24 protein-coding genes are annotated in these 26,568 nt (G+C 72.6%); 11 read left to right on the forward strand and 13 right to left on the reverse strand.

Annotated features, from left to right (window positions below; all coding sequences use genetic code 11):
* The first annotated feature begins 7 nt into the window (after nucleotides 1–7).
* Both groL and WME83_RS36050 read left to right on the forward strand, forming a co-directional pair.
* Entirely contained in the window at nucleotides 8–1,636 is a 1,629-nt protein-coding gene (gene groL / locus WME83_RS36045; protein ID WP_020738935.1) for a chaperonin GroEL, read from the forward strand.
* A gap of 120 nt (nucleotides 1,637–1,756) precedes the next feature.
* Nucleotides 1,757–2,290, forward strand: a complete 534-nt coding sequence (locus WME83_RS36050) for a GNAT family N-acetyltransferase (protein ID WP_437314241.1) — start codon at nucleotides 1,757–1,759, stop codon at nucleotides 2,288–2,290.
* A gap of 96 nt (nucleotides 2,291–2,386) precedes the next feature.
* Here the strand turns inward: WME83_RS36050 and WME83_RS36055 are convergent, their stop codons facing one another.
* Together WME83_RS36055 and WME83_RS36060 are read right to left on the reverse strand one after the other, a co-directional pair.
* Nucleotides 2,387–2,914: a TrmH family RNA methyltransferase gene (locus tag WME83_RS36055; RefSeq protein WP_437314242.1), complete on the reverse strand. Its 528-nt coding sequence runs from the start codon at nucleotides 2,912–2,914 to the stop codon at nucleotides 2,387–2,389.
* A gap of 15 nt (nucleotides 2,915–2,929) precedes the next feature.
* Nucleotides 2,930–3,757 carry a PDZ domain-containing protein gene (locus WME83_RS36060; RefSeq protein ID WP_437314243.1) on the reverse strand — a complete coding sequence of 276 codons (828 nt, stop codon included), beginning with the start codon at nucleotides 3,755–3,757 and terminating at the stop codon, nucleotides 2,930–2,932.
* 94 nt (nucleotides 3,758–3,851) lie between these two features.
* Here WME83_RS36060 and asnS point away from each other — a divergent pair, with 94 nt between their 5' ends.
* From asnS to WME83_RS36080, 4 genes are all read left to right on the forward strand, one after another.
* Nucleotides 3,852–5,192 (forward strand): asparagine--tRNA ligase, encoded by a 1,341-nt coding sequence (asnS, locus tag WME83_RS36065; RefSeq protein ID WP_437314244.1) that lies wholly within the window; start codon nucleotides 3,852–3,854, stop codon nucleotides 5,190–5,192.
* Nucleotides 5,193–5,921: 729 nt separating this feature from the next.
* Nucleotides 5,922–6,659 carry a class II glutamine amidotransferase gene (locus WME83_RS36070; protein WP_437314245.1) on the forward strand — a complete coding sequence of 246 codons (738 nt, stop codon included), beginning with the start codon at nucleotides 5,922–5,924 and terminating at the stop codon, nucleotides 6,657–6,659.
* Entirely contained in the window at nucleotides 6,634–7,386 is a 753-nt protein-coding gene (locus WME83_RS36075; RefSeq protein WP_437314246.1) for a hypothetical protein, read from the forward strand. The genes WME83_RS36070 and WME83_RS36075 overlap by 26 nt, the downstream gene beginning before the upstream one ends.
* A 41-nt stretch (nucleotides 7,387–7,427) precedes the next feature.
* Entirely contained in the window at nucleotides 7,428–8,342 is a 915-nt protein-coding gene (locus WME83_RS36080) for a patatin-like phospholipase family protein (RefSeq protein WP_061627614.1), read from the forward strand.
* A gap of 36 nt (nucleotides 8,343–8,378) precedes the next feature.
* On the opposite strand, the gene WME83_RS36085 is transcribed toward WME83_RS36080, so the two are convergent.
* From WME83_RS36085 to WME83_RS36105, 5 genes are all read right to left on the reverse strand, one after another.
* A complete protein-coding gene (locus tag WME83_RS36085; protein WP_437314247.1) occupies nucleotides 8,379–8,822 on the reverse strand; it encodes a hypothetical protein in 444 nt (147 codons plus the stop codon).
* A 165-nt stretch (nucleotides 8,823–8,987) separates the two neighbouring features.
* Nucleotides 8,988–10,898: a beta-ketoacyl synthase N-terminal-like domain-containing protein gene (locus tag WME83_RS36090; protein WP_437314248.1), complete on the reverse strand. Its 1,911-nt coding sequence runs from the start codon at nucleotides 10,896–10,898 to the stop codon at nucleotides 8,988–8,990.
* On the reverse strand, nucleotides 10,895–11,761 hold the full coding sequence (locus WME83_RS36095) for a hypothetical protein (RefSeq protein WP_437314249.1): 867 nt from the start codon (nucleotides 11,759–11,761) through the stop codon (nucleotides 10,895–10,897). Before WME83_RS36095 ends, WME83_RS36090 begins: the two co-directional genes overlap by 4 nt.
* Before the next feature lie 41 nt (nucleotides 11,762–11,802).
* Nucleotides 11,803–14,115: a beta-ketoacyl synthase N-terminal-like domain-containing protein gene (locus WME83_RS36100; protein ID WP_437314250.1), complete on the reverse strand. Its 2,313-nt coding sequence runs from the start codon at nucleotides 14,113–14,115 to the stop codon at nucleotides 11,803–11,805.
* A gap of 25 nt (nucleotides 14,116–14,140) precedes the next feature.
* Nucleotides 14,141–14,407, reverse strand: coding sequence for a phosphopantetheine-binding protein (locus tag WME83_RS36105; protein WP_044989135.1), 267 nt, complete (start codon nucleotides 14,405–14,407; stop codon nucleotides 14,141–14,143).
* Between the two features lie 84 nt (nucleotides 14,408–14,491).
* Here WME83_RS36105 and WME83_RS36110 point away from each other — a divergent pair, with 84 nt between their 5' ends.
* Both WME83_RS36110 and WME83_RS36115 read left to right on the forward strand, forming a co-directional pair.
* Entirely contained in the window at nucleotides 14,492–15,283 is a 792-nt protein-coding gene (locus WME83_RS36110; RefSeq protein WP_437314251.1) for an enoyl-CoA hydratase/isomerase family protein, read from the forward strand.
* Nucleotides 15,280–16,233 carry an RNA polymerase sigma factor gene (locus tag WME83_RS36115; RefSeq protein ID WP_437314252.1) on the forward strand — a complete coding sequence of 318 codons (954 nt, stop codon included), beginning with the start codon at nucleotides 15,280–15,282 and terminating at the stop codon, nucleotides 16,231–16,233. The genes WME83_RS36110 and WME83_RS36115 overlap by 4 nt, the downstream gene beginning before the upstream one ends.
* A 58-nt stretch (nucleotides 16,234–16,291) precedes the next feature.
* On the opposite strand, the gene WME83_RS36120 is transcribed toward WME83_RS36115, so the two are convergent.
* Nucleotides 16,292–17,836 (reverse strand): flavohemoglobin expression-modulating QEGLA motif protein, encoded by a 1,545-nt coding sequence (locus WME83_RS36120; RefSeq protein ID WP_437314253.1) that lies wholly within the window; start codon nucleotides 17,834–17,836, stop codon nucleotides 16,292–16,294.
* Nucleotides 17,837–17,964: 128 nt separating this feature from the next.
* Between WME83_RS36120 and WME83_RS36125 the strand changes: the two genes are divergently transcribed.
* Nucleotides 17,965–18,999 carry an AAA family ATPase gene (locus WME83_RS36125; protein WP_437314254.1) on the forward strand — a complete coding sequence of 345 codons (1,035 nt, stop codon included), beginning with the start codon at nucleotides 17,965–17,967 and terminating at the stop codon, nucleotides 18,997–18,999.
* A gap of 24 nt (nucleotides 19,000–19,023) precedes the next feature.
* Here the strand turns inward: WME83_RS36125 and sixA are convergent, their stop codons facing one another.
* Nucleotides 19,024–19,545 (reverse strand): phosphohistidine phosphatase SixA, encoded by a 522-nt coding sequence (sixA, locus tag WME83_RS36130; RefSeq protein WP_437314255.1) that lies wholly within the window; start codon nucleotides 19,543–19,545, stop codon nucleotides 19,024–19,026.
* 80 nt (nucleotides 19,546–19,625) lie between these two features.
* A complete protein-coding gene (locus WME83_RS36135) occupies nucleotides 19,626–21,473 on the reverse strand; it encodes a MopE-related protein (RefSeq protein ID WP_437314256.1) in 1,848 nt (615 codons plus the stop codon).
* A gap of 847 nt (nucleotides 21,474–22,320) precedes the next feature.
* On the opposite strand from WME83_RS36135, the gene WME83_RS36140 reads away from it, so the two are divergent.
* Nucleotides 22,321–22,881 carry an SMI1/KNR4 family protein gene (locus WME83_RS36140; protein ID WP_129578364.1) on the forward strand — a complete coding sequence of 187 codons (561 nt, stop codon included), beginning with the start codon at nucleotides 22,321–22,323 and terminating at the stop codon, nucleotides 22,879–22,881.
* A gap of 64 nt (nucleotides 22,882–22,945) precedes the next feature.
* Nucleotides 22,946–23,968: an RluA family pseudouridine synthase gene (locus tag WME83_RS36145; protein ID WP_437314257.1), complete on the forward strand. Its 1,023-nt coding sequence runs from the start codon at nucleotides 22,946–22,948 to the stop codon at nucleotides 23,966–23,968.
* On the opposite strand, the gene WME83_RS36150 is transcribed toward WME83_RS36145, so the two are convergent.
* From WME83_RS36150 to WME83_RS36160, 3 genes are all read right to left on the reverse strand, one after another.
* On the reverse strand, nucleotides 23,949–24,212 hold the full coding sequence (locus tag WME83_RS36150) for a hypothetical protein (RefSeq protein ID WP_012238561.1): 264 nt from the start codon (nucleotides 24,210–24,212) through the stop codon (nucleotides 23,949–23,951). The genes WME83_RS36145 and WME83_RS36150 overlap by 20 nt on opposite strands.
* A gap of 84 nt (nucleotides 24,213–24,296) precedes the next feature.
* Complete coding sequence (locus tag WME83_RS36155) at nucleotides 24,297–25,829, reverse strand: hypothetical protein (RefSeq protein ID WP_437314258.1); 1,533 nt, start codon at nucleotides 25,827–25,829, stop codon at nucleotides 24,297–24,299.
* An 11-nt stretch (nucleotides 25,830–25,840) separates the two neighbouring features.
* A complete protein-coding gene (locus WME83_RS36160) occupies nucleotides 25,841–26,497 on the reverse strand; it encodes a Maf family protein (RefSeq protein ID WP_437322084.1) in 657 nt (218 codons plus the stop codon).
* Nucleotides 26,498–26,568 lie beyond the last annotated feature (71 nt).

The following is a 26,568-nucleotide window of genomic DNA, read 5'->3' on the forward strand; positions in this document are numbered from 1 at the left end:
AGACACCATGGCAGCCAAAGAAATCATCTACAACGAGTCCGCCCGCAGCATGATCCTCGCGGGCGTCAACGCCCTCGCCGACGCGGTCAAGGTCACGCTCGGCCCGAAGGGGCGCAACGTCGTCATCGAGAAGAGCTTCGGCTCGCCGACGGTCACCAAGGACGGCGTCACGGTCGCCAAGGAGATCGAGCTCGAGAACCGCTTCGAGAACATGGGCGCCCAGATGGTCCGCGAGGTCGCCTCGAAGACGAGCGACATCGCCGGCGACGGGACGACCACGGCCACGGTGCTCGCCCAGGCGATCTACCGCGAGGGCTCCAAGCTCGTCGCGGCCGGCCACAACCCGATGGAGATCAAGCGCGGCATCGACAAGGCGGTCGAGGCGATCGTCGGGCACCTCCACAGCTCGGCCAAGCAGACCAAGGACGCGAAGGAGATCGCGCAGGTCGGCACGATCAGCGCGAACGGCGACGAGACGATCGGCAAGCTCCTCGCCGACGCCATGGAGAAGGTCGGCAAGGAGGGCGTGATCACGGTCGAGGAGGCCAAGAGCGCCGACACGACGCTCGACGTGGTCGAGGGCATGCAGTTCGACCGCGGCTACCTCTCGCCGTACTTCGTCACCGACCCCGAGGCGATGAAGGCGAACCTCGAGGACTGCTACATCCTCATCTCGGAGAAGAAGATCTCCAACATGAAGGACCTGCTCCCCGTGCTCGAGGCGATCGCCAAGAGCCAGAAGCAGCTCCTCATCATCGCCGAGGACGTCGAGGGCGAGGCGCTCGCGACCCTCGTCGTGAACAAGCTCCGCGGCACGCTGCACTGCGCGGCCGTGAAGGCGCCTGGCTTCGGCGATCGCCGCAAGGAGATGCTGAAGGACATCGCCGTCCTGACGGACGGCCAGGTGATCGCGGAGGAGCTCGGCCTCAAGCTCGAGAACGTCACGATCAGCGATCTCGGCCGTGCCAAGACGGTCATCATCGACAAGGACAACACCACGATCGTCGGCGGCCAGGGCAAGAAGGACAAGATCAAGGCCCGGCAGCAGGAGATCCGCGCCCAGATCGAGAACACGACGAGCGACTACGACCGCGAGAAGCTCCAGGAGCGCCTCGCGAAGCTCGTGGGTGGCGTCGCGGTGGTCAAGGTCGGCGCTGCGACCGAGACCGAGATGAAGGAGAAGAAGGCCCGCGTCGAGGACGCGCTCCACGCGACCCGCGCGGCCGTCGAGGAGGGCATCGTCCCGGGCGGCGGCGTGGCGCTCATCCGCGCGCAGAGCTCGCTCGAGAAGATCCAGGTCAACGACGAGCAGCGGTTCGGCGTGAACATTATCCGCCGCGCCATCGAGGAGCCCCTCCGCCAGATCTCCGCCAACGCCGGCGAGGAGGGCTCGATCGTCGTGCAGAAGGTGCGCGAGGGCAAGGACTCGTTCGGCTACAACGCGGCGTCGGGCGACTACGGCAACCTGCTCGAGATGGGCGTCATCGATCCGGTCAAGGTCGTCCGGTCGGCGCTCCAGAACGCGGCCAGCGTCGCCAGCCTGATGCTCACCACCGAGGCGCTCATCGCCGAGCGGCCGAAGGAGGAGAAGGCGGCGGCCGGCGGCGCCCACGCGGGCCACGGCCACGACTTCTGATCGCGGCGCGGGCAGCTAAGCCCGTCGGGTGAGGGCCGGCTTCCTCCTGGGGAAGTCGGCCCTTCTCCATTTCGACTTCCGGCAGGCCGCGACGCGTGATCTGATCCGCGCAGGTTCGCGATGAGCACCCTGACTACCGAGCGCCTTGAGCTGACCCCGGTCTCGCTGCCCCTGCTCGAGGCGGTCATCCGCGGAGATCGCCTCGAGGCCGAGGCGCTGTCCGGCGCGCGCTTCCCCGACGCCTGGCCCGGGCGCGCGCTCGTCGAGCGCGCCTTCAGCTCGCCGCTCGACCGGCTGCGCGACGACCCGGAGGCCTTCCTGTGGGGCACGCGGCTGATGGTGACGCGCGGCCAGGAGGCGCGCGTCGTCGTGGGCAGCGTGGTGCTGAACGGCCGGCCCGACGAGACCGGCACCGTGGAGATCGGCTACGGCGTCGAGGGGAAGTCCCAGGGCCAGGGCTACGCGACCGAGGGGTCGCGCGCCGTCCTGCACTGGACGCTGCAGCAGGCGAGCGTGCGGCGCGTGATCGCCACCACGCCGGCCTGGCACCGCGCGTCGCTCCGGGTGATCGAGAAGCTCGGGATGCGCGCTGCCGGGACGCTCGACCACGCCCTCCTCGGCGAGCTGCTCGTCTTCGAGCGCTCCCGCGAGTAGCGGCCCCTCGCGCCCGCCAGCGGCCCCCACGCAGGCCGCGAGCCGGAGGGCGCGCTGCGAGCGGCCGTCCGCGCGGCGGCCCGCGCAAGCGCGCCCTCAACCCCCGGCGCGGCTGGCGCCGCCGCGCGGGTCGCGGCGCCGAGCCCACTCGCACATCGTCATGCCCGCGGCGATCGCCACCGGGTACGAGTGGTTGATCCCGTACATGGGGATCGCGATCACGTCCTCGCACGCGTCGAGCAGCGCCGGCGGCAGCCCGTCGTCCTCGCTGCCGAACAGGAAGACGAGCCCGCGGGGGAACGGCGCCTCCCAGAGGGTCCGCCGCGCGTGGTCGCGCTCGACGCCGATGAGGGGACGGCCGCGCGCCGCCTCGAGGAAGGTCGCCTCGTCGGGGCACTCGACGATGGTCTCGTACTTCTGCATGCCCATCGAGGCGCGCTCGTAATAGGGCTCGGTCCCGATCAGGAAAATCTCGCGCACCAGGAAGGAGTGCGCGACGCGGATGATGGCGCCGATGTTGAACGGGTTCTTCGCGCGGCAGACGGCGATCGAGAAGTCGTTCCGCAGGGGGGCGAGCTCCTCGCGGATCTCCTGGGTGGTGAGCCCGAACGGCGGGATCTTCACGGCGCGCTGGCTTCCTTACTCGGCGGCAGCGAAGCGATCGTACAGCGGATAGATGGGCCCCTCGTGGAGCCTGAGCTGCTCGGTGGCGCCCGTCGCGTGCTTGACCAGGAGCACGAGCCCGGCGCGCGGCGCGGCGTCGAACGCGCCCCGGATCGCGGCGACGGACAGGCGTCGCACGGGCCGCCCCGCGATCTCGAGCACCTCGTCGCCCTTGCGGAGCCCGGCGCGCTCGGCGGGCCCGCCCTCCACGGTCCGCGAGATGAACGCGGAGCCCGAGTGCAGCTCGTACCAGAAGCCGAGGCCGACCTTGGCGTGGGCCGGCTCGAACGCCAGCGTGAGCCAGCCGCCCCCGTCGAGCTCGACCTCGATCTCCCCGGCGGCGCGCTGCGTGTCGGTCGGGCGGCCGATGTCGCGCACCCCGATCGGCTTGTCGACGAGCGCGTCCGACTCCCAGACCTCCACCCGGAGCCGATCCTCGGGCGAGACGTGGAAGTTTCCGCTCGGGCCGTCGGGCCACGTCGGGTCGACGGTGTCCTCCTGCACCTTGGTCCGGAAGATCTCCTCGCCGTTGACCAGGACGCGGGCGTACGGGTCGGGGAGGCCTCCCGCCTCGGGGTCCCAGGCTCGGCCGTCCCGCGTGCGCTCCGGGATCCTCGCCCGGACGACCCGGAGCCACCGGACGTCCTCAGGCGGGGGCGGGTGAAGCTCCTGCTCTGGAGGGGGCTCGCGGAGCCGGGTCGCGAGCTCCGGATAGAGGAACGAGCAGCCCCCCGCGGCGAGCAGGACGCCCCCTGCGGCGAGCAGCTTGCCCCCTGCGGCGAGCAGCTTGGACAACGCAGGCATGCAGAGCGCGCGAGGCTTTCGGAGGGCCACGATGGCGCCATTTTTGGCCGGAGCCGGCGTCAGCCGCAACTAAACCGTGCTATTTCCGGCACCCATGCAGGACTCGCCCGTGATCGCTACCAGCGACCTCAGCGCGCATGTCGACGGCAAGGTCGTGCTCCGCGGATGGCTCTACAACAAGCGCTCGAGCGGCAAGCTCCACTTCCTCGAGCTGCGCGACGGCTTCGGCACCGTCCAGTGCGTGATGGCCAAGAGCGACGTCGGCGACGAGGTCTTCGCCGCCGCCGACAAGGTCACCCAGGAGAGCGTGATCGAGGTCACCGGCCAGGTGAAGGCGCACCCGAAGCGCGCCGGGGTGTTCGAGGTCGTCGCGTCCGGCTTCCGCCTGCTCGGCCCCACCACGGGCGAGTACCCCATCTCGCCCAAGGAGCACGGGACCGATTTCCTCATGGATCACCGCCACCTCTGGCTGCGCTCGAGGCGGCAGCACGCGATCTTGCGCGTGCGTCACACCATCATCCAGGCCATCCGCGACTTCTTCGACGGGCGGGGGTTCACGCTCGTCGACGCGCCCATCTTCACGCCGAACGCGTGCGAGGGGACGAGCACGCTGTTCCAGACCGACTACCACGGCGACCCGGCGTACCTCACCCAGTCCGGGCAGCTCTACATGGAGGCAGCGGCCGCCGCGTTCGGGAAGGCGTACTGCTTCGGGCCCACGTTCCGCGCCGAGAAGTCGAAGACCCGCCGCCACCTGGCCGAGTTCTGGATGGTCGAGCCCGAGGTCGCGTTCATGGACCTCGAGGGCGACATGGACCTCGCGGAGGACTTCCTCTGCTTCATCGTCGAGCGCGTCCTCGAGCGGCGCCGGCCCGAGCTCGCCGTGCTCGAGCGCGACGTCACGAAGCTGGAGTCCGTCAAGAAGCCGTTCCCGCGCATTCGTTATGACGAGGCCGTCGCCATCCTGAACGAGGCGCGCGCGGAGAAACGCAAAACAGCCGGAGAGGCTGGAGTTCCCGATTTTCCCTGGGGCGAGGATCTCGGCGGTGAGGACGAGACGATCATCTCCAGCCGGTACGATCGCCCCGTCATGATCCACCGCTATCCGGCCGAGGTGAAAGCCTTCTACATGAAGCGCGATCCGACGGACGACCGGCTCGCCCTCTGCGTCGATGTCCTGGCGCCGGAGGGCTACGGTGAGGTGATCGGGGGCGGGCAGCGCGAGGACGATCTCGCCACCCTCGAGCGGGCAATCGAGGCGCACAAGCTGCCCCCCGAGGCGTTCAGCTGGTACCTGGATCTGCGTCGGTATGGCACCTTCCCGCATGCGGGCTTCGGGCTGGGTGTCGAGCGGAGCGTCGCCTGGATCTGCGGTCTGCCCCACGTGCGCGAGACCATCCCGTTCCCGCGGATGCTGAATCGGCTCTCGCCGTAGTGCCGCGCGTCAGAGATCCTGCCGGGTTTTCTGGCCGCCGCTGTCTCACCTTCACCTCGCGCGCCGCGCGGGGCCGACCTCGCCTCGCCGCGCTCTGCCCCGCAAACGTTGCGCGACTGCCGCTGCGCCGCTGCCCGCTGCGCAGCAACCGCGTGTGCCGGCCGCACGTCGCGAGGCCGGCGCGAGCTACCGGCGGGGCGGCCGAGCGCTGGAGGGCGCGCGCCACGGCGCGATGCGCCACGGCGCCGACGCGACGAGCCGACGCGCAGAAGCGGATGAGGCTCGCCGCCGCGCGGGTAGGACGACGCGGGGAGGAGGAGCGGGTGGGAGCGCCCCGTGCGTCGAGGAGCGGCGAGGAGCATGAGTGAGAGGTAACGCGACCAGCGACCGCCGCGACGAGCGGCGGGCAGTGTGGTCAGGCCGTGCCCGCGACGAGCGTCGCCGCTGGGGATCCGTTTTTGCTCCGCTTGCAGGGCGACTCTGTCGTATCAAGAAAGCATAGGGCGCAACGCGCGACCCACGCTCACTCGGCCGACCGACGGAGCCACCCCTGCTTGCAGATGAGGGAGCGCTCTACCGGCGAGCCGGACCCTGCCCCCGCCCCCCGGCCCAACTCGCGAGGACAAAGCTATGGCTCGTCTCGTCGGCTTCATCGGTAACCGTCCGGATCTCGGCGCGCGTGCGATCGAGCTTGAAGACCGTGCCCTCACCGTTCGCCGAAAGGAGGGCGTGATCCCTGGCTGGGGCGTCGGCTTCTACCAGGGAGGAGAGATTCTCCTCAAGCGCCGGCCGATCGACGATCGGCCCGAGATCAGCCTGGTCGACATGACCAAGGACGTGCGCGCCGACATCCTCGTGGCGCATGTCCGGGCTGCGACGGTCGGCAGCCTGCGCACCGAGAACACGCACCCGTTCCGCTACCGGCAGTGGCTGTTCGCCCACACCGGCACGGTCGAAGGGTTCGCCCGACTGCGGAGCCAGCTCAGCGACTCGCTGCCGCAGTTCCTCCAGCGCGACGTCCGCGGCGAGACGGACAGCGAGATCCTCTTCCACCTGTTCCTCTCGTTCCTCCACGACAGCGGCCAGCTCGATCGGCCCAACGTGGACGCGGCGAGCGCGCGGGCGGCCCTCCGGTCCTCCATCGCGCTCGTCGATCGGCTCTGCGCGGAGGAAGGAGCGGGGCCGAGCGCGATGAACATCGTGGTCACGAACCCGGAGTACCTGCTCGCGGCCCACGGCGGCACCCCGATGGCGTACCGCATCTACCAGGGCAGCGACGACATGGAGCGGCTCCTGAGCGACGGCGGCCTCGGCCGCATGCGCATGCCGGACTACGCCGCGAGCCGGCTCACGCTCGTCGCGTCGGACTTCGACGACGACCAGTCCCCCGCGGGGTGGACCCACGTCGGCGAGCGTGCGATCGTGACGTTCACGCGCGCCGATGCTCCAGCGATCGAGCCGATCTGAACGCCCCCGCGGCCCGCAGCGGGCCGCGGCGTACGCTGCGCCGGCCGGCGTCCCCGACACCTCGCGATCCCCGCCGGCGCTCCCCTCGCTGATCGTCGCCGCGCTCATCGGCTCGTCCCTCCTCGGGTGCGGGCTGGGGGGCCCGGCCTCGTTCCCCGCCGCTTCCGAGCTCCCCGACGATCGTCGCCGTCCGGACGGCGTGGCGATCGATCTGGCGAGCGTCCCGCCGCGACCCGCGAACCAGGCAGACGTGAGGGACAGCGTCGTGACCCTCCGGACGCCGCTCGGCGTCGGCCTGGCGCTGGACGTCGTGGCGGAGCTCTTCAAGCGGATCATCGCCGAGGACAGCGAGGCGCTGAGCGAGCTGCTGACGCGCGACGCCCTCGCGATCCACACCGGCTCCGGCGGATCGGGGCAGCCGCCGAGCGCCGGGCTCTTTTGGGAGCAGCGGTTCCGGCGGCTCGAGTACGGAAAGCTCGCCGGAGAGCCGGTCTACCGCGAATCGGAGCTCCAGATCTTCCGGGCGGAGGACGTGCTCGCGACGCCGCAACACCCCGCCATCCAGCCGGAGACGCTCGACGACCAGGACATCGTGATCCGCGTGCCGATCATGACCGCGCGGATCGCGGCGGATCGGCTGCTCGGCGACGAGATCGTGGTCTGGCTGCGGCGAGACGGCCCGCGATTCAAGATCTATCGGCTGCTCGAGGACTTCCAGCTACAGTAGGCTTTGCGCTCGTGCCGCATCTCCGACAAGATCAGGGCTCGATGAGCCGCCTCAAGATCGCGTTCGTTGGCTCCGGGGGGGCGGCGCGAGGCCTGGCGCACCTCGGCGTGCTGAAGGCCTGCGAGGAGCTCGGGATCCATCCGGAGATCTACGTGGGCGCGGGGGCCGGCGCGCTCGTCAGCGCGACGTACGGGCAGGACATCCCGCTCGACGTGCTGCTCGACGCGTACCGCCTGCCGTGGAGGCGACGCCACCGCGGGCCTCGCCTCCACGTGTCGAGCTTCTTCGGAGCGCCCGCCCTGCGCGATCTGCTCGACCCGGGGTACCTCTGCTCGGGGGTGTTCTCGATCGACCGGCTCGAACGCTACGTGCGCCGGACGCTGCCGATCAACGACTTCCGGCAGCTGCCGCACGCGGTCTATGTCACCGCGGTCGACGTGGACAGCGCCAAGCGCGTCGTGTTCGGCCCGGGATACGACGAGGCAACGCCGATCAGCCAGGCGGTGGCCGCGAGCTGCTGCGTGCCCGGCCTGTTCCGGCCCTACCGCATCAACGGCCGCTATCACCTGAGCGGTGAGGTGATCCGGACGCTCTCCGCCGACGTGGCCGTGAACGCCGGCGCGAACATCGTGATCATCTCGAACATCTACCGCCCCGAGGAGCGCGACGAGTCGCAGCGCTCGATCGCGAGGAGCGGCGCGCCCGGCGTCGTCCGGCAGTCGCTCAGCATCCTCCTGGCCGAGAAGGAGCGCCGCGGCGTCGAGCTGCTCTCCAAGCTCTACCCGAGCGTCACCTTCCTCGACGTGGCGCCCGCGATCGGCCGTTACAGCTACATGAACCGGTTCGCCGCGAAGCCGCTCGTCTTGCGCGGCTACCGCACGGCGCTCCGCGTGCTCGCCGCCGCGAAGGAGAAGGGCGTCTTCGACGCGCCCTCCTCCAAGAGCGCGCTGAACTAGCGCCGCCCCCTCCTGTCGCAGGCGGCGCGGCCGCCGCTACATCCCCGCGACGATGCGGTACTCGTCCTGGTGCTCCACCAGCTCGAGGCGGTTGTCGTCGACCTTGCGGCGCCACTCTTCGCCCTTGCGCCCCGGGATGCGGTAGCTGGCGCTGAAGGTGTAGTCGACGTAGATGACGTCATCCTCCCGGAGCACGCGCCGGTAACGGATCTCGTACCGGATGGCGCGCGCGTCTTGGAATTTGCCGTTCAGGTACTCGCGCAGGCCGGCATAATCGAGGTCGTCCGACGCGTCGATGTTGCCGCCGTCCTCGTAGTACTTGGGCGAGGCGAGCTGGAGCAGCGCGCCGACGTTCTTGCTCTCCACCGCGTTGCGGTACTTCTCGCAGAACGAGATGATCTTGCGGTTGTCGTCATTGTCCTCGACGTCCGTGTTCGGGATGTAGTGGGTCGCGCAGCCGGCGAGGACGGTCGAAGCCACGACGAGGAACGAAGCGACAGCTTTTGTTTGGCGGCAGAGCATACGCGGGCAGGACAACGCTCAGGGGAAGCAGCTGATTCCAGCCGGGGACCTTGCCAGATCGGGGTGCGGATCGGCAAGCGAAGCGATCAAGACCGCCGCGGATGACACGGACGGGCGCCCCCGCTAGCCGTGCTCGTCGAGCCAGCGGAGGAGGGCGAGATGGCCGACCGGACCGTCGTGGTCGACGGGGAGGTCGAGATCGACCTCGCGCAGGCGCCCGGCGTCGCCAGGATCCGCCTGGAGGAGGAGCGCGACGGCGCCGCAGGCGACCGCGCGGTGCTGCGCGACCGTCAGGCCGAGGAGCTCGCGCGCGACCGGCCCGGCGTCGTCGGCCGTTACGACGACCATGCGATCGGCGTCGGAGGACGCGACGAGCTCTGCCGCGGCGCGGAGCGCCTCGAGCGCGCCGCCCAGCCCGGCGCCGACCGCGAAGCTCGGCCCGGTGAGCTGGTACGCGATGGCGCACTCCCCCGCGATCGCGTTCGGCGACGTGGCGGGAAAGAGGCGCGGCTCGACGAAGCGGGCGCCGCGCGCGCGACGGCGGGCGTCGTAGACGTCGTTGGTGTCGATCGTCGCGAGCGCGTGGCCCGCGACGATGCCGGCGCCCCGCAAGGCGCCTTCGCCGACGATGTCGGCGAGGGCCGCCACGGCGGTCAGCCCGAGACGGCAGAGCGCGTCGAGGCGCGCGAGGCGGTCGCGCGGGATGCCCGTGGTCTCGGCGAGGCGCCCGAGGTCGAAGCCCGTCACGCGCGCCGCCGCGCGGAGGTGCACCGGGCGAGCGCGCCGCGGCTTCCGCCCGCTCGCGCAGGACGTGAGCAGGAGCGCGGCGTTCGCGCCGCCGAAGGCCGCCGAGAGCTTGAGCGCTGCTTCGAGCGGCCGAGGCTCGGCGCGCTCGAGCAGGAGGGCCGGAGCGTCGGGGTCGAGCTCGCCCTCGGACGCCGCCGGCGGGGCGATGGAAGACGCGAGGGCGGCCGCGGCCGCGAGCGACTCGAGCGCGCCCGCGGCCCCGAGCGTGTGTCCGATCTGGGCCTTGAACGGGTGGACCACGGGCGGAGGGGGCGCGGCGACCGGCGGCGCGCCCGGGCCCGCCGCGGGGCGGGGCGCCGCGAACAGCGCGGCGATCGCGCGCGACTCCATCGCGTCGTTGTACGGCGTCGCCGTGGCGTGGGCGCTGACGAGCCCGACGCGCGAGGCAGGCCACCCGGCGTCGGCGAGCGCCGCAGCGCCGGCGCGCATCAGCCCCGAGCCCGTCCGATCCGGGGCGGTGATGTGCACCGCGTCGGTGGAGGCGCCGAAGCCGGCGACCCGGACCATCACCGGGGCGCCGCGGCGGCGATCCTCGCGCACGAGGGCGACGACGGCCGCGCCCTCGCCGAGCGCCATGCCGTCGCGGCCGAGGCGGAACGGGCGCGATCTCGACGCCGTGGTCGCGCGGAGCGCCTCGAAGCCGGCGGCGACGAAGGTGCTGAGGGCGTCGTAGCCGCCGGCGAGCACGAGATCGCAGGCGTCGCGATCGAGCCAGCGGAGGCCGAGGCCGATGGCCAGGGTGCTCGCGGCGCACGCCGCGAGCAGGTGCGTGCGCAGCGGGGTCCGCTCCAGCCCGAAGGCGGCGAGCGCGTCGTTGAACGGCGCGAAGTAGGTCGCGCCGGAGGCCAGCGCGGCGAGCGCGCCGGCGTCGGCGCCCTCGGCCCTCGCCGCGAAGAACCGCTCCGCGGTGAGCATGCCGCCGCTGGACGTGCCGAGGGCGATGCCGATGCGCTCGCCGCGCCAGCCCGGGCGCACGCGCTCCAGCGCCCCGAGCGTCTGCGAGAGCGCCGCCTTCAGGAGATCCGTGGCGCGATCGGCCCCCGGAGCGACGCCGAGCGCCGCGGGCGCGCGGGCGGCGAAGGGCCGCAGGAGACCGGCGCGCGCGAGCTCTTCGTCGCGCGCGATCGCGACCGGCGCGGGCTCGCCAGCGCCGGGGACGCGGTAGGCGAGGGGGCCGAGGCCGAGCGCAGAGACGGCGCCCGAGGCGATGACGCAGGCGTCGCTCATGAGCCGTCCTCCGACCCAATCGCGTCGGGATCGACGAAGGCGCGCGGGTCCGGCGCGCGATCCCGCTCCTCGGCCTCGCAGGTCACCGTGACGAGCAGCCCGGTCGAGGCCTGCGCGTAGCGGACATGGCCGCAGCCCACGCCCTCCGCGATCACGACCTCCTCGTCGAGCTTTCGCCGGCGCGCGCCCTCCGCCGCCCACGTCGTGCGGCGCGCGCCGATCAGGCCGCGGTCGTTGATCCGCAGGTCGATCACGGCGTCGCCGTCTCGCAGGACGAACGAGGCCGTGCTCGCGGCGCGCTCGTACCAGAGCAGCGTCCCCGCCGCCGGGTGGAGCATCCACCAGCGCAGGAAATCTACCGGCAGGCCGCGGAGCGACGCTCGCGGCGTCGAGGCGTCGCCGCGCTTCAGCAGATCGAGCGCGGGCACCGCGAAGCGGAAGCGGTCGCCGCGCGCCCACAGGTCGAGCGCGGTGGTGCCGCCTGGACCGAGGAGGATCATCCGGAGCGCGCCCTCCGGCGCGAGGATCGCGCCGTCCGCCGCGGGCGCGCGCCCGTCGATCGCCGGCGGGGCAATCGCGATCGCCCCGCGCGCCTCGAGCACGTGGCCGGTGCGCGGCTCCCGCAGCGCCAGGCGGACGCGGAGCGTGCGCGGGCCGGCCCCCTCGACCTCGCGGCGGAGCGCCGAGAGGCGCTCCCGCCCCTCGCGCCACGCCGACGGATCGGGCCGCGCGGCGGGCGTGCCCGGCGACGGCCGAGGCAGCATCCGCGCGAACTCGGCGTCGAGCGGGCTGCCGCGCCGCGCGACGTTGGCGGCGCAGGCGGGGGCGCACGCGAGCGAGAGCAGGAGGCACGCGGCGCTCACGAGGCGGCGCTCACGATGGCCGGGCGCAGGCAGCGATGTCGTCACGCGTCGCCGGGAGCGACCAGCAGGATGGCGTATCCGCGGTCGGGTGCGCCGCCCAGGACGAGCACGCTCGCGAGGGCGCCGCTCGCGAGCGCCGCGACCGCCGCGGCGGCGGCGAACCCGCCAGCGCCCTCGTGATCGCCCGCGCGCGGCGCCAGCGTGGAGCACGGCACCTCGGCCCACGGCGAGCCGCGCAGGCAGGCGATGAGGCGCTCCTCGTTCCGCCCGACGAACACGGCGGCGGGCGACGGAACGCTGGGCTGCGCGCGCTGCGCGACCTCCCCGGGAGCGCCGAGGGGCGCCGGCGCCGGCGCTCCCGCGAGCATCTCCACGCCGTCGCCGCGCCAGGAGTTCCACCAGGCCACCGCCGCCACCGGGCGCGCGCCCCGCTCGCGCACCCGCGCGGCGCTCTCGAAGAGCAGCACGGCGGCGCCCTCGCTGCGCACGCCGGAGCTGACGACCTGCGAGCAGATCGGACCGAGGCACCGCTCGATCATGGGGCTCGCCTCCTCGACGCTGCCGGCGGCGAGCGCCTCCCCTTCCCCGGCGGTGATGAGCTCGATGGCCGTGACCATGGCCGACTCCGCGGTCGCGCCGAGGTCGGCCATGGCGAACACCGGCCCGCGGAGGCCCAGGTAGATGGAGGCGTGCCCGACCGGCGACGAGGGGACCAGGTTCGGGAAATCGGCGGGGCTCGCGTACTTCGCCCCCTTGTCGTAGATGCGCCGCATGTAGGCGGTCGAGGCGTCGACGCTGCCGAACGAGGCGCCGACGATGGCGCCGGGCAGGGTGCGGCTCGGCGCGACGTCGGCCGCCGGGTCGCCCGCGCCCGCGTCGGCCGGAGCCGCGCCGCCGAGGCCGGCGTCGGAGAGCGCGGTGAGGATCGCGGCCGTCGTCAGGCGGCCGGCGCGATCGAGCCGCCTCGCGCGCGCGAGATCGAGGTGCGCGCCCGTGTTGAACGCGATGGAGCCCTCGGCTGGCGGAGGGCCGGGCTCGAGGTACGCGGCGCCGCCGCGGGTCGCGAGGACGCCGAGCGGGCCGATCGTCGCGGCCGCCGTCACGACCACCGAGCGCCGCACGGGCGCGCCGCCGGCGCCGAGCGGCGGCGGAAACCGATCGGGCTGCGCGAACACGAGCACGCTGTCCGTGCCGCCGAAGCCGAAGGAGTTCGACATCGCGGCGCGGATGGGCGCCTCGCGCGCCTCCTTGAGGTGCAAGAGCTGGCACTCCGGATCGACCTCCTCGAGGCCGCCGGTCGGCGGCATCACGCCGCGCGCGACGGCGAGCGCGGTGATCGCCGCCTCGACCGCGCCCGCAGCGCCGAGGGTGTGCCCGATCTGCCCCTTGGACGACGAGACGGCGATGCGGCTCACCTCGGCGCCGAGGCAGGCGCGCAGGGCGGCGCTCTCCATGACGTCGTTCAGCGGCGTCGCGGTGCCGTGCGCGTTGACGTAGTCGAGATCCGACGGCGTGAGCGCCGCGCACCGGAGCGCGTCGCGCATGACGCGCGCCGCGGTGCGCCCCTCGCGCTCGGGGTTCGTGATGTGATGCGCCTCGGCGCCGGTCGCCCACCCGCGGAGCTCGACGATCGGCTCCGCTCCCCGCGCGCGCGCGGCGTCCTCCGACTCGAGCAGCAGGAACGCCGCAGCCTCGCCCAGGTTCAGCCCGGCGCGCCGCCGATCGAACGGGCGGCACGGATCCGGATCGACGGCCGCGAGGGCGCCGAAGCCGGTGTACGTCAGCCGGCACAGGCCGTCGGCGCCCCCCGCGAGCACGCGGGTGGACAGGCCGGCGCGGAGCCAGGCCGCGCCCAGCAAGAGGGCGTTCGCGCCGCTCGAGCAGGCGCTGCAGACGCTCCTCACCCGGCGGAACGGGCCGACGGCGGCGCGGACGTGGTCGGCCGTCGACGAGAGCGGGTGCGAGAGCATCCGCTTCAAGGGAGCGATCGCGCTGGGATCGTGCGAGAGCCAGGCGAGCAGCTCCTCGGTCTCGAACATCCCGGCGGTCGTTCCGCCGACCACCAGGTCGACCGGCATCGCCCCGGGGTCGACGCCCGCGTGCGCGAGCGCCTCGCGGGCCGAGATCACCGCCATCGCGTCGGTCCGGGACCACCCTTCCGCCTCGCCGGGCGGGGCGACGTCCTCCGGGGAGAGGTCGCGGACCTCCGCGGCGATGCGCGCGCGCGTCCCGGGGATCTCGAACAGGGAGAGCGGCGCGAAGGCCCGCTCGCCTGCGATGAGCCGGTCCATCGTCGCCCTCGCCCCGCGCGCCAGGGGCGAGACGACCCCGATGCCCGTCACCCAGATTCGCACGCTCGAACGGCTCTCTGCGGCGTGATCACGCGGCCGCGGTCGACTTGATGATGTGGGCCACGAGCGCGTCCACCGACGCGAAGATCGGCCTCGCCTCGTCTCCCTCCGGGATGCGGACGCCGAAGCGCTCCTCCACGCTCATGGCGAGCTGGAGCGCGTCCAGCGAATCGAGGCCCAGCCCCTCGCCGAACAGCGGCGCGGCGTCGTCGATGTCCGCCGGCGTCTTCCCCTCGAGGTTCAGCTCCTCGACCATGAGTTCTTTTAACTTCTGCCGCACGTCCTGCGCGTTCATGAGCACGTCCCTGCGGGGTAGCACAATTCCGCGCCTTTCTACCAGGGGGCAGCGCTTTTTCTGACGGTTTGGTAAAGAGCGCCCATGGCTCTCGTCGACTACGCCACCTCTGCAGGCGTCGCGCTGCTTACCCTCAATGATCCGCCCGTCAACGGGTACACCCACGAGATGATGAAGGACCTCGACGCGGCCATCCTCGAGGCCCGCTTCGACAACGATGTGCATGTCATCGTCATCACCGGGCACGGCGAAAAGTTCTTCTGCGCCGGAGCGAACATCAACATGCTCCGCGAGTCGGATCCGACGTTCAAATATTACTTCTGTCTCCACGCGAACGAGACGCTGAGCCGGCTCGAGCACACGCCAAAGCTCTGCATCGCGGCGCTGAACGGCCACACTGTAGGCGGCGGCCTCGAGATCGCGATGGCCTGTGACCTCCGCATCGCGCGCAAGAACGCCGGCAAGATCGGCCTCCCGGAGGTCGCGCTCGGCGTCCTTCCCGGCACGGGCGGCACCCAGCGTCTCGCCAGGCTCATCGGCAAATCTCGGGCGATCCAGCTGATGTGCGAGGGCCAGACGTTCGATTTCGAGACGGCCCTGGCGGTCGGCCTGGTCAACGACGTCTGGGAGACCGCCTCCCACGACGAGTTCATGGACCGGATCCTCGCGTACGGTCACACGTTCACGCTGCCGGGTCGCGCGGCCTTGGCGGTCGGACGCATCAAGCGCGCGGTGCAGACAGGCTTCGAGGTGGGGCTCGAACAGGGGCTCGCCCTCGAGCGAGAGCTCCAAGCCGAGCTGTTTGCGTCGGAGGACGCGCGCGAGGGGCTCGCCGCCTACATGGAGAAACGGAAACCGGTGTTCCAGGGCAAGTGAACGAGCGCAGCACGGCGCACGTAAGATATATTACAATAAACAGCTTCCTTGAGACGGTCAGCCGATTTTCAAATCAGCGCGGGCTGCTGCACGTAAGTTCAGGCATGCAACAGCCTCTTGAGCACGTGCCGCTCCTGGAGCGGCCCAGCTTCGAGACCGTGTACAGGGTTGGCCTGTCGTTTCTCCGGCAAGCGCTCCGATGGCTCGGCGTGGCAGAGCGCGACATCGACGACGTCCTGCAAGACGTCATGATCGCTGCGTACCACGCGATGGAGAGCTTCGATCCGAGGCGCGGCACGGACGGGGAGCGCGCCCATCCCCCTTCCGGCCGCGAGCCGGGCGCGGGCCGCAGGGCTCCGCAGCCCTCGAGCCCGCTCGGCGAGCCCCTCAGGCGCTGGCTGTTCGGCATCGCCTGGCGGCAGGTCGGCCATTACCGCGGGCGCGCCCATCGCCGCCGAGAGATCGCGGTCGGCGCGGGGGCGAGCTGGCCGTTCGATCTCGCCGACCCGGGCTTGAGCTCGGAACAGCTGCTTGCGCGCGAGCAGAGCGGCCAGCTCGTCGGCCGGCTGCTCGGAGCGATCGACCTCGAACGGCGGGTCGTCCTGATCATGCACGACCTGCTCGAGATGACGAGCGCCGACATCGCGCGCGATCTGGACGTGAACGAGAACACGGTGCGCAACCGCCTCCGGCTCGCCCGCGAGGACTTCCGCGTGGCGGTGAAGCGCATGAACGCCGAGGATCGGCGCGCGCTCCGCGATCCCTTGAGCCTCCCGGTCGCGGAGCGGTCCCGCGCGGCCGACGAAGAGTCGCTCCTCGACGCGGCCAGGATCGTCCCCGAGGTGCCGGACGAGGTCCGGCGCAGGCTCTGGATCGCGGTGGCGCATGCGATCGCCCACGCGCGCGCGGCCGGCCCGAGCGCGCAGGCCTCCGCCCCGCCGCCCGCGTGAGCGAGCGCCGAGCGGTCGACCGGCGCGCCGCTGCGCGCGGGGCGCCGGACGATCGCGATCAGCGCTCCAGCATCCTGCCGTAGTGCTCGGCGAGCGCCGTCCCGCCGAGGCGCGAGAAGAAGGACGAGTAGCAGATCCAGATCGCCAGCCCGCTCATGTCGTCGAACATCGGCGGGAGATACGGGGGCGGGCGGATGATCCCGTCGGTCACGTGCGCGTGGAGGACGGGGACGTCCTCGTGCGCGACCTTCCCCACGAACAGGAAGGGAATGAGCATCGCCCGATCGTGCTGAATGGCGGCGCGCATGAAGGCATAGTTGAGGACGATCCCCTTGCAGTAGCAGGCGTCCTTCGTGAACGGCGCCCCTCCCGCGAGCACGCCGCCGCGGAAGACGCGCCGGGCGTTCTGGAAGCACTCCTCTTCCTCGTACCCTTCGGTGCGGTACCACTCGAACACGTCGAGGAAGGACGCCCCGTCCTCCGCCTTGTCCACCGCGAGGATGCGGTCGTTCAGCTTCTTCGCGCGACGCGGCGTGCTCCTGAAGGTGAGGATCTCGACCAGAACGGCGAGCCCTTCCTGAACCGCCGTGGTGCGCGGAGGCCCCTTCGCCAGCCAGCGCGCCACGGGCTGAGCCTGCCCGTTCAGGCTCGTCGCGACGTGCACCCACCCCTCGTGCGCCTCGAGGATGTCGACGTCGCTCCTGGAGAACATCGCGCCGCTCCGGATCTTCACGTAGTCGCTGCCGGCGGCGGCATCCGCGAGGAGCGAATCGTCCACCTGCACGCGGATCGAGGCGCCGCCGAAGAAGCGGTCGAAGCGGGCGTTCAGCTCGAGCGCCGCCATCTCCGCCGTGATCTCGCGCTGCTGCGACGGGCCGAGCCGCTCGCCGCCGATCGCCGTCAGGAGGTCGTAGAGCACGAACCCCATGTCCCGCACGCTCGTCTTTCCGTCGGGCAGCTTGTCCTTCGGGGAGCCGTAGAGCTCGCGGGACAGGTCGTAGAACGCCTTGGTTCCCCGCCCCATGAGCATGCTCACGACCTTCCTGTACTCGTCCGCGGTCGCGCGGAGGATCTGGCCGAGCCGATCGCGCTTGCCGAGGTCCCGCTCGGCGTCGCGGAGGATCTCCTCGAGCTCGCGCTGCTTCGCCGCCGGATCGAACCCGAGGTCGTCCGCGTAGGTCACCCGGGGCAGCTCGCGCTGCTTCGCGCGGAGAAACTGCTCCTCGACGTCCGCTTCCCACCGGAGCGCCTGGAGGATGCGGATCGGGCGCTGCGCCTCGAGCACGCGCTGGGCCAGGTTCGCGAGGATCTCTTTGTAGGAACGCCACGGCCCGGCGACCGGCGACAGGGGCGCGTGCGGGATCGGCCCGTCGTGCAGGCTCAGCGACTCCAGCGGCGCCGAGGGCGCCTCCCCGTTCGACCCGCCGCCCTCGTCAGGGACGCCCTGCCCACCCGCCCCGGGGGCCTCCGCGCCGTCCTCCGCCGCGCCGGCGCCGCCGCTGTACGGCTCGTCCGCTGGCTCGCTCACCTTGACCTCGCGCTGCGCCTCCCCGTCCGCCGCGCGCGGCCCCCTCCTCTCCCGGGCCTCAGAGCTCTGCGCCATTGCGATCGATTGCTAACACCTGCTCACCTGTCGGAGCAAACCTCCACGGAGCAGGATCCGCCGCGGTGAGCGCCAGCTCCGCCGGGTCCTTGTCGGCATCGCGGCCTCGGGGTACGAGCCCTGCCCCTATGAGCGATCCCGAGCACAGGAACGACGCCGAGACGACCGCCGACGAGGAGTCGCGCTCCCTCTCGGATGCCGCGCTCCTCGAGCGCACAGCGGAAGGCGCCAAGCGGCTCCGCTCGGCGATCGCGGCGGCGGTGGTCGGGCAGGACGACGTGGTCGAGGCCATGCTGATCACGCTCGCCGCGCGCGGGCACGCGCTGCTCGTCGGCGTCCCGGGGCTGGCCAAGACGCTGCTCGTGTCGTCGCTCGCCAAGGCGCTCGACCTCAGCTTCGGGCGCGTCCAGTTCACGCCGGACCTGCTGCCCGCCGACATCACGGGGACCGACGTGCTGCACGAGCAGCACGGCTCCCGGAGCCTGCGCTTCCAGCCCGGACCCATCTTCCACAACCTCGTCCTCGCGGACGAGGTGAACCGGACGCCGCCGAAGACGCAGGCGGCGCTGCTGGAGGCGATGCAGGAGCGCAAGGTGACCGTCGGGACCACCACGCACGCCCTCCCCGACCCCTTCCAGGTGTTCGCGACGCGAAACCCGATCGAGCAGGAGGGGACGTACCCGCTGCCCGAGGCGCAGCTCGACCGCTTCTTGCTCGAGATCCACGTCACCTACCCGAGCGAGGCCGAGGAGCGCGAGGTGGCGCGGAGGACGACCTCGGGGAAGCCGCCCGCGATCGAGGCGGTGCTCAGGGCGGCCGAGGTGCGGGCGATCGGCCGCCTCATCCCGCGCATCCCGGTGACCGACGAGGCCGTGGACCTCGCGGTGCGCCTCGCGAGGGCGACGCGGCCGGGGACCGACCGCGCCGCGCAGGAGGTCCGGGACTACGTGCGCTACGGCGCGGGGCCGCGCGGGAGCCAGGCGCTCGTGATCGCGGCCAAGGCGCGCGCGGCGCTCCGCGGCGAAGCAGCGGCCGACGTGGACGACGTGAGGGCCCTGCTGATCCCGGCGCTGCGGCACCGGATCGTGCTGTCGTACCGCGCCGAAGCGGACGGCGTGCGCGACGTCGACGTGCTGAGCGCCGTGGAGCGGTCGGTGCGCTGAGCGGCGCCGCGGCGCGGGCGGCGCTCAGCGGGGGCGAGGCGCCTGCGGCTGCGCTTCCTTCACCGGGTCGACCGCCTTCATCGCCTTCAGATCCAGCGCGAAGCGCAGCGTACCCGGCCCACGCCCGTCCCAGCTCACGGCGACGACGCCGCTCTTCTTCAGGCCCGTCCAGCCGACGTCGCCGAGCAGCGATGTCACCAGCGCCGACAGCGAGGGCTCGTGCCCCACGAGCGCCAGCGGCTGAGCCCCCTGATACTGCGAGAGCAGGCGGAGTATTTCGGCGGTGTCCCGCGAGGGAGAGAGCTCGGCGATGACGGAGACGTCGTCGGTCAGCTCGGCGGCCTCGGCGACGATCTCCGCCGTCTGCACCGAGCGCACGAGGGGGCTCGTCCAGATCGCCGCAGGGCGTCGGCCCTTCTGCTTCGCGAGCCACTTGGCGACGCGCCGGGTCACCTTGCGACCCTTGCCCGTGAGCCAGCGACCGGCGTCGCCGAGGTCAGGCGCGTCATCCACGGCCTGGCCGTGGCGGATGATGAGGATCTCCATGGAGTGACCTTAGCCCGGGCGACCGCCAGCAGGGGAGCGCCGTGCGCGCGGAGCCGGCGAGGGCGCCGGCCCGCGGGCCCTCAGAACTCGCACTGGCTGGTCGCGTCGTTGCAGTGCGAGCCCGGCGCCACGAAGGGACAGATGCTCCCGAAGAAGCTGTTGCAGGGCAAACCGCACGTGTACGCCGTGTGCGTGTAGCAGATCTGCCCCGCGTCGCAATCCGCGTCCGAGGCGCATCGGCAGCTGAAATCGTCGGGGATCCCGTTGCCGTTGTCGTCGACGCCGTCGCAGCACTCCGTCACGTAAAAGTCGCTTGCGCTGCAGTCCTCGTCGGCGCAGTCGAGCGTGCCGTCGCAGTCGTTGTCGATCCCGTCGGTGCACGCGGCGGTCCCGAACTCGGGGCCGGGCGCGGCGCCGCTCGCGCAGCCCCGGCAGGGAGCGAAGGCGCCGCAGTCCGGATCGGCGCAGTCGACGTAGTGATCGCCGTCGTTGTCGAGATCGTCGTCGCAGATCTCGCTCGGGTTCGGGACGATCTCGACGTTGAGCGCGAAGGGGCCCTCGTTCGCGCCGCCGAAGGGATCGACCGTGAAGCCGTCGAGGAAGACGAAGTACGTGCCCGGGTAGAGGATGCTGAAGTCGAGCCGGGAGGCCCACGACCCGCCGCCGCTGTCGTCGTCGCAGCCGATCTCCCGCCCGGCGTTGCAGATGCCGGTGCGGACGTAGAGCGTCGTGTCGAAGCTCGACCCGCGCGTGTCGAGGTGCACGCGCGACGGCGCGGTGAGCACGAAGTAGAAGACCGCCTCGCCGGCGTCGCCGCCGCACGCGCCCCGGGTCTCGCTCACGTGGCCGGCGGTGTCCCCCGTGTAGGTGCCGGTCCCGGGGATGCGCTTCGGCGAGAGGCAGTTCGCCTGCTCGAGCACGCACACCGGGCTGTTCGCGCAGTCCGGATCCTGGCAGTCGATCAGGGCGTCGCGATCGTCGTCGAGCTCGTTGTTGCACTGCTCCGGCGTCGGCTCGCAGCCCGGCGCGAACACGCAGGCGGTGTCGGCGCAGTCGATGTGCTCATCGCAGTCGTTGTCGACGCCGTCGTCGCAGACCTCCGGCACGCAGACCTCGCAGGCCGGCGCGGTGATGCACTGCGGGTCCGCGCAGTCGACCCGCCCGTCGCAGTCGTTGTCCTGGCCGTCGTCGCAGCGCTCCAGCGAGCCGGGCGGCTGGCACACGCACGGAAAGCTGCTGCGGCAGTCCGGATCGGCGCAGTCGACCAGGAGGTCGCAGTCGTCGTCCGTGCGGTTGTCGCAGCGCTCACCGATCGCGCTGCAGGCGCACCGCGGGTCGGAGCCGCAGTCGCCGTCGTCGCAGTCGAAGGCGCCGTCGCAGTCGTCGTCGACGCCGTTGCCGCACGCCCCGGTCTCCGAGGCGGAGCAGGCGCAGGCGCGGGTCCCCGAGCAGTCCGCGTCGAAGCAGTCGACGAGGGTGTCGCAGTCGTCGTCGACGCCGTTGTCGCAGCGCTCACCGCCGGGGCGCGGGGTGCAGCCGCAGTCCTGTCCTGCGGCGCACGCGGGATCGAAGCAGTCGCTCACGCCGTTGCAGTCGTTGTCCGCCGCGTCCGTGCAGACCTCCGGAGCGCCCGGGAAGACGGACGGGTTGAAGTCGTTGCAGTCGCTCCCGCCGCAGATCGTCGGCCCCACGCCGTCGTCGTCGTCGTCGCGGGGCTCGTGGTCGCAGCGCTCGTCCACGCAGGTGTCGCGGGTGCAGGCGTCGCCGTCGTCGCAGTCCGCGTCGCCGCCGCACGCCGCGAAGCCTCCGAAGCCGCCGCCGTTCGACGACGTCGACGCGCTGGTCGGGCCGCCCCCGCCGCCTCCGAGCCCACCGACGCCGGCACCCGGCAGCTCGAGGAGGCTCGTCCGGCCGCACGCCCCCGCCATCGCCCCGAGGGCCGCCCACGCCCCGATCGCGAAGAGGAATCGTCGAATCCCAGGGGACCGCCGACGCGCCTCCCCGACCCATGCTGAACAGCCCGGCTTCATCTCTCACCCTCACGCACCGGCCGCAGGGCGCCCACGCGTCGCTTCACTGTACACACCCGAGTTTCCATGAAGGCAAGTTTTGATCCCCTGACGCTGGCCGGCCGCCTGCATGTCCCGTGCGGCCTGCCGCTCGCTCTTGCGTGGCTGGGCGCCGGGAGGCGTCGGGCGGCCGGCGGGTAGGGTGGCGCGCCGAATCCGGGCGGCTCACGCCGCGGATCGGTTGCGGGTCGACGCGTCCGCGTGTAACGAGGCCCCGTGGGCGCGCAGCTCCAGATCGAGGTCGAGCGGCCGCCCCCTGGCCTGCAACGCGGCCGTTACCCTGCGCCACAATGGGTCATCCTGGCGGTCGGCGCGATCGTGGTGCTCGGCGCGATCGCCTTCTTGGTGTGGCGGGCGCGGCGTGTCCTCCGTTCACGGGAGAGAGGCGGCCCTCGTTCATCGAGGCGTGGGTGACGGGCACGCGCGGACCGAGGGAGGCGCCGCCCGGCCGCTTCCTGCGGATGAATGATCGACAGCAGGTGCGATCGCGGGTTGACACCGAGCGGACCGGACCGGTAGGCACCATAGAGGGACGCGCTCCCGGTCGGCTGATGTAGAGTGCCGCCCGAGCGCGCGACGAGCCCGCAACAGCCGGGGCCGAGAACGCGGCCCCCAGTGAGGCCCTTTGGGTCCTGAAGAACGCCGCGCAACCGCGGCCCGTGGAACCATGGCACCGATCGAACGTGGCGTTGAGCTTGTGCATCGGGTGATCGCGCAACTGAAGAAGCGCCCTTCCAGCCATGCCGCCGTGGGAGCGAGCCAGGCGGCGCTCGATGCGCTCGAGTCGAAGTTGATGGTCGAGCTGCCGCCCACGCTGCGGGCGTTCCTGGAGTTCGATTTCACCCTCGATAGCCTGGGCCCGCGGTTCAAGGGGCGGCATCGCTTCGGCCAGGATCCGTCGGCGCCTCGGCCGAAGCTCACCTCGGTCCGCAAGCTGGCGGAGGCGAAGACCGACCTCGGCTGGACCGAGTCGCGCCTCCGGGGCAAGGTCGTGCGGCTGCCCAACCTCCCCGGTCACCCGTGGAACGCGCTCTACCTCGGCGAGGCCAGGCGGGACGGCGAGCTCGTCATCCTCGGCCTCGACAACGAGGACACGAACGTCCGCGTCTTCCCGCGCTACACCGCGTTCGACCTGTACCTCGTCGAGCAGTGCGGCCTCGCCAGGCTGTCCGAAGCGCAGCGGCTCGAGGACCTCGAGTCGCACGTCGCGCTCAACCCCGAGCTCGGGACCGCCGAAGAGGACGACGAGGGCGATACGGAGTATTGATCGCGCGGCAGCGACGCCGCTCGGCTGGCGCCGCTCGGCCGAGAACGACGCCGTGACGAACGCGATGGCTGCCGGTGCGGAAGCGCTCCACGTTCGGGTGGAGGACGGCGACCCGCACGACCGGCTCGACAAGCTCGTCGTCCACCTGCTGGAGCGCGCCGGCCGCGCGACCTCGCGCGCGGCGGTGCAGCGGTGGATCGCCGCCGGTCGGGTCCTCGTCGACGGGGAGCCCGCGCGCGCGTCGGTGGCGGTGCGCTCGGGCGCCCTGGTCGAGATCCGGCCGGAAGAGCCGCCTCCCCCCGCAGCGATGGCCGATCCCGGCGTGGCCATCCCGGTGGTGTACGAGGACGAGCACCTGCTCGTGATCGACAAGCCGGCGGGGCTCGTCGTGCATCCGGCGCGCGGGCACGCGTCGGGCACGCTGGTCAACGGACTGCTCGCCCTGCCCGGGTTCGCCCTGGCGCCCGCCGATCCGCGCGATCCCATGGGCCATGTCCGCCCGGGGATCGTGCACAGGCTCGACCGAGGCACGAGCGGCCTGCTCGTCGTGGCCAAGGACGAGCCCACCCGCGAGGCGCTGAAGGCGCGGTTCGCGCGGCACGAGATCGAGCGCGAGTACGCGGCGATCGTGGCGGGCGAGGCGCGAGACGCCACCTACGACACGCTCCACGGCCGCCACCCGACCGACAGGCTCCGCTTCACGTCGTGGATCCGCGGCGACCCCGGCGCGGGCGGCGCCGCGCCGCGCCGCGCGGTGACCCACGTCCGCGTGCTCGAGCGGCTCGGCGACGCGGCGACGGTCGTGGCCTGCTCGCTCGAGACGGGTCGCACCCATCAGATCCGGGTGCACCTCGCCGAGCGCGGCAGGACGCCCGTCCTCGGCGACCCCCTCTACGGCAAGCCACCGAAGAAGCCGGCGGTGCGAGCGATCGCCGAGGAGCTCGGGCGGCAGGCCCTGCACGCGCGCGTGCTCGGGTTCATCCACCCCGCCACGCAACGGCCGGTGCGCTGGGAGAGCGCGCTGCCCACGGACATGCGCAGGGCGCTCGACCAGCTGCGGAGGCTCGCTACCAGATCTTCGATTTGATGTGGCCCTTGGACTTGATCAGGATGTCCACGAGGGCGCGGTCGTAAAAATTCTTCTGGTAGAGATCCGGCGAGACGCGGCTCTTGTAGAGGGCGCGGCCCTCCTCGATCTCCTCGGAGAGGACCGTGAAGAGGTCATCCTGCTGGATGCCCTGCACGATCTTTTCCTCGTTGTAGAGCGAGAGATCGCTTGCGATGGCGCGCGCGAGGCGGCGCGCCGCCTCTTCCGTTTCAATCAAGGGCATCCGTCTCTCCTCCAGGTTCGCCGGCCGGGGGCACGCGCTCCCGAGCCGGCGGGCGCCTAGGATGCAGCAGCCCGGGCGGCGCTGTCAAAGTAGCTCGTCGTTCGACCCGCGCCCGAGCGGCGGCGCGGAGGGCGCGCCGCTCGCGGGGAGCGGCGCGCCGGCGCGCGGCGGCTCCGGGCTCTGGCGCGCCGCGGCGAGGGCGGCGAGCCCCGAGAGGAGCGGGAAAGCGACCAGCGCGTAGCGCCCGGCCCCGAAGAACACGGCGTGCGTGGCCGCGGTTGCGGCGAGGACGGCGAGCGCCGAGAGCGCGAGCATCGGCGCCCGGAGCAGCGCGCGACCCTGGAGCAGCGCCAGGCCGAGGAGCGCGAGGTAGCCCACCCATGCGTGGACGTGCAGCGCGGCGACGACCCCCAGCGCGAACAGCGCGAGCCGGGCAGGCACGAGCGCCCGCTGCGCGAGCGAGGGACCGCGAGCGCGGTCGTCGGGGTGAGGGGGAGGAACAGCGTCGGGCATCGGCGCGGGCTTGCGCGCTGCCCACACGAGCGCGCAGAGCAGGACGAGGCGCTCGAAGACCGTCTCGACGGCGCCGAGCGCGACCTTGTCGTCCTCGGTGAAGGCCGCCGGGTTCGCGGCGTGCAGGTACCACCCGGCCGCGCCGCAATAGTCGAACGTCGCCGCGAGCTTCCGGGGCACGAGGCCGAGCCATGCGCCCGGGTGCTCCGCGATGTAGCGGCGCGCCTCTCGGCCGAAGCACGCGTCCTTGCCGGCCTCGTCGAAGACCTCACGGCACGCCTCGGGCACCTGGATGGGCGCCCAGGCGCCGGTGGAGGCCGGGTCCGCGCCGATGAGGAGGTTCCAGCCGCCGTTCACGCTGACCAGCGCGCACTGGTTCATCCGCGCGCAGTTGCGCGCGGTCCAGGGCGCGCACACGAGGAGCGCCGCGAGGACGGTGACAAGGACGGGCGCCGCGCGCGCGGCGAAGGACCCGCGGAGGCGGGCGCCGTCGCCGCGCGGGGCGCCGAGGAGGGCGAGGCCGGCGAAGAGGGGCGCGAGCAGGAGCGCCTGCGGGCGGACGAGGGTCGCGGCGCCGACGAGCAGCCCGAGGACGGCGAACGGGGCCAGCGCCGGGCGGCGCTCGCGCGCCCGCGCGGACGCCCACGCCGCGCAGGCGACGAGCGAGCCGGTGACGCCCTCGGTCATGACGGCCGGGGTGTACGCGACGAGCCCGGGGTGGAGCGCGACGAGCGCGCCCGAGAGCGCCGGGATGGCGCGCGAGCGCGGCGCGGCGCGGATCGCCAGGCGGTGAACGGCGAGCGCCGCGAGCGCGCCGACGACGGCGTTGAGCAGCATGGCGACCGCAGGGCGCGCGCCGAACGCCGCGTACAGCGCGCCGACGGCGCCAGGATAGCCGACCGGATAGTGCGCGGCGTACGTGACGACGCCGTCCGGCCAGAGCCACGTGTAGCCGAGCCCCGCCGCGATCCGCTCGGCGATGCGGTGGTAGTAGGTGCCGTCGGCGGTGGGCGGGAAGCGCCCGGCCGCCCAGGCGACGACGGCGATCCGCGCGGCGAGGGCGAGGGCGAAGATCGCGCCCGCGTCGCGCCGGCGCGTGGCCATCGCGGCGTGGCTCATGACGCGCGCGCGGGCGACAGCGGGAAGCGCGCGAGCAAGCCGACGGCGCGCAGCGCCGCGACGACCTCGCACGCCGGCAGGCCGACCACGTTGGAGTACGAGCCCTCGATGCCCGCGACGGCGAACGCGCCGATCCCCTGGATCGCGTACGCGCCGGCCTTGTCGAGCCCCTCGCCGGTCGCCGCGTACGACGCGACCTCGTCGTCGTCGAGCTTCCGGAAGCGCACCCGCGTCACGACCGTCTCGGCGTGGAGGGCCTCGGCGCGGCCCGGGGTGGCCGCAGGCGCGAGCTCGGCCTCGGCGCCGGCGATGGCGAACCGGGTCCAGACCTGGTGCTCGCGGCCCGAGAGGGCGCGGAGCATGGCGCGCGCGTCGCCCTCGTCCCGGGGCTTGCCGAGGATGGAGTCGCCGAGGATGACCGAGGTGTCGGCCACGAGGATCGCGCCGGCCCCGACCGCCTGCTGCAGGCGCCGCGCGGCCGCGAGCTTCGCCAGGGTGACCCGCTCCAGGTAAGCCGCAGCCCCCTCCCCGGGGCGACCCGCCTCGTCGACCTCGGCCGCCGCCACGCGGAGAGGCAGGCCGAGCGTGGTCAGGATCTCTCGCCGGCGCGGCGAGCCGGAGCCGAGCAGGAGCGGGTGCGCGTCGTCGATCATGGTCGTGGGGGCGCCGGCGGCGCCGGCCCCGGCCGGGCGTGGTCGTAGCACGGCGCGGGACCGACCGCGGA

Origin of the sequence: Sorangium sp. So ce385 (assembly GCF_051474135.1) — a bacterium.
Classification (GTDB): Bacteria; Myxococcota_A; Polyangia; order Polyangiales; family Polyangiaceae; genus Sorangium; species Sorangium cellulosum_D.

Coding starts and splice junctions, on each gene's coding strand:
- WME83_RS36150 (WP_012238561.1), bottom strand. CDS start 24,212: ATGCCCTTGATTGAAACGGAAGAGGCGGCGCGCCGCCTCGCGCGCGCC.
- WME83_RS36075 (WP_437314246.1), top strand. CDS start 6,634: ATGCTCCAGCGATCGAGCCGATCTGAACGCCCCCGCGGCCCGCAGCGG.
- WME83_RS36105 (WP_044989135.1), bottom strand. CDS start 14,407: ATGAACGCGCAGGACGTGCGGCAGAAGTTAAAAGAACTCATGGTCGAG.
- asnS (WP_437314244.1), top strand. CDS start 3,852: ATGCAGGACTCGCCCGTGATCGCTACCAGCGACCTCAGCGCGCATGTC.
- WME83_RS36110 (WP_437314251.1), top strand. CDS start 14,492: ATGGCTCTCGTCGACTACGCCACCTCTGCAGGCGTCGCGCTGCTTACC.
- WME83_RS36155 (WP_437314258.1), bottom strand. CDS start 25,829: ATGGCCACGCGCCGGCGCGACGCGGGCGCGATCTTCGCCCTCGCCCTC.
- WME83_RS36160 (WP_437322084.1), bottom strand. CDS start 26,497: ATGATCGACGACGCGCACCCGCTCCTGCTCGGCTCCGGCTCGCCGCGC.
- WME83_RS36060 (WP_437314243.1), bottom strand. CDS start 3,757: ATGCCTGCGTTGTCCAAGCTGCTCGCCGCAGGGGGCAAGCTGCTCGCC.
- WME83_RS36090 (WP_437314248.1), bottom strand. CDS start 10,898: ATGAGCGACGCCTGCGTCATCGCCTCGGGCGCCGTCTCTGCGCTCGGC.
- WME83_RS36125 (WP_437314254.1), top strand. CDS start 17,965: ATGAGCGATCCCGAGCACAGGAACGACGCCGAGACGACCGCCGACGAG.
- sixA (WP_437314255.1), bottom strand. CDS start 19,545: ATGGAGATCCTCATCATCCGCCACGGCCAGGCCGTGGATGACGCGCCT.
- WME83_RS36120 (WP_437314253.1), bottom strand. CDS start 17,836: ATGGCGCAGAGCTCTGAGGCCCGGGAGAGGAGGGGGCCGCGCGCGGCG.
- WME83_RS36145 (WP_437314257.1), top strand. CDS start 22,946: ATGGCTGCCGGTGCGGAAGCGCTCCACGTTCGGGTGGAGGACGGCGAC.
- WME83_RS36050 (WP_437314241.1), top strand. CDS start 1,757: ATGAGCACCCTGACTACCGAGCGCCTTGAGCTGACCCCGGTCTCGCTG.
- WME83_RS36080 (WP_061627614.1), top strand. CDS start 7,428: ATGAGCCGCCTCAAGATCGCGTTCGTTGGCTCCGGGGGGGCGGCGCGA.
- groL (WP_020738935.1), top strand. CDS start 8: ATGGCAGCCAAAGAAATCATCTACAACGAGTCCGCCCGCAGCATGATC.
- WME83_RS36135 (WP_437314256.1), bottom strand. CDS start 21,473: ATGGCGGGGGCGTGCGGCCGGACGAGCCTCCTCGAGCTGCCGGGTGCC.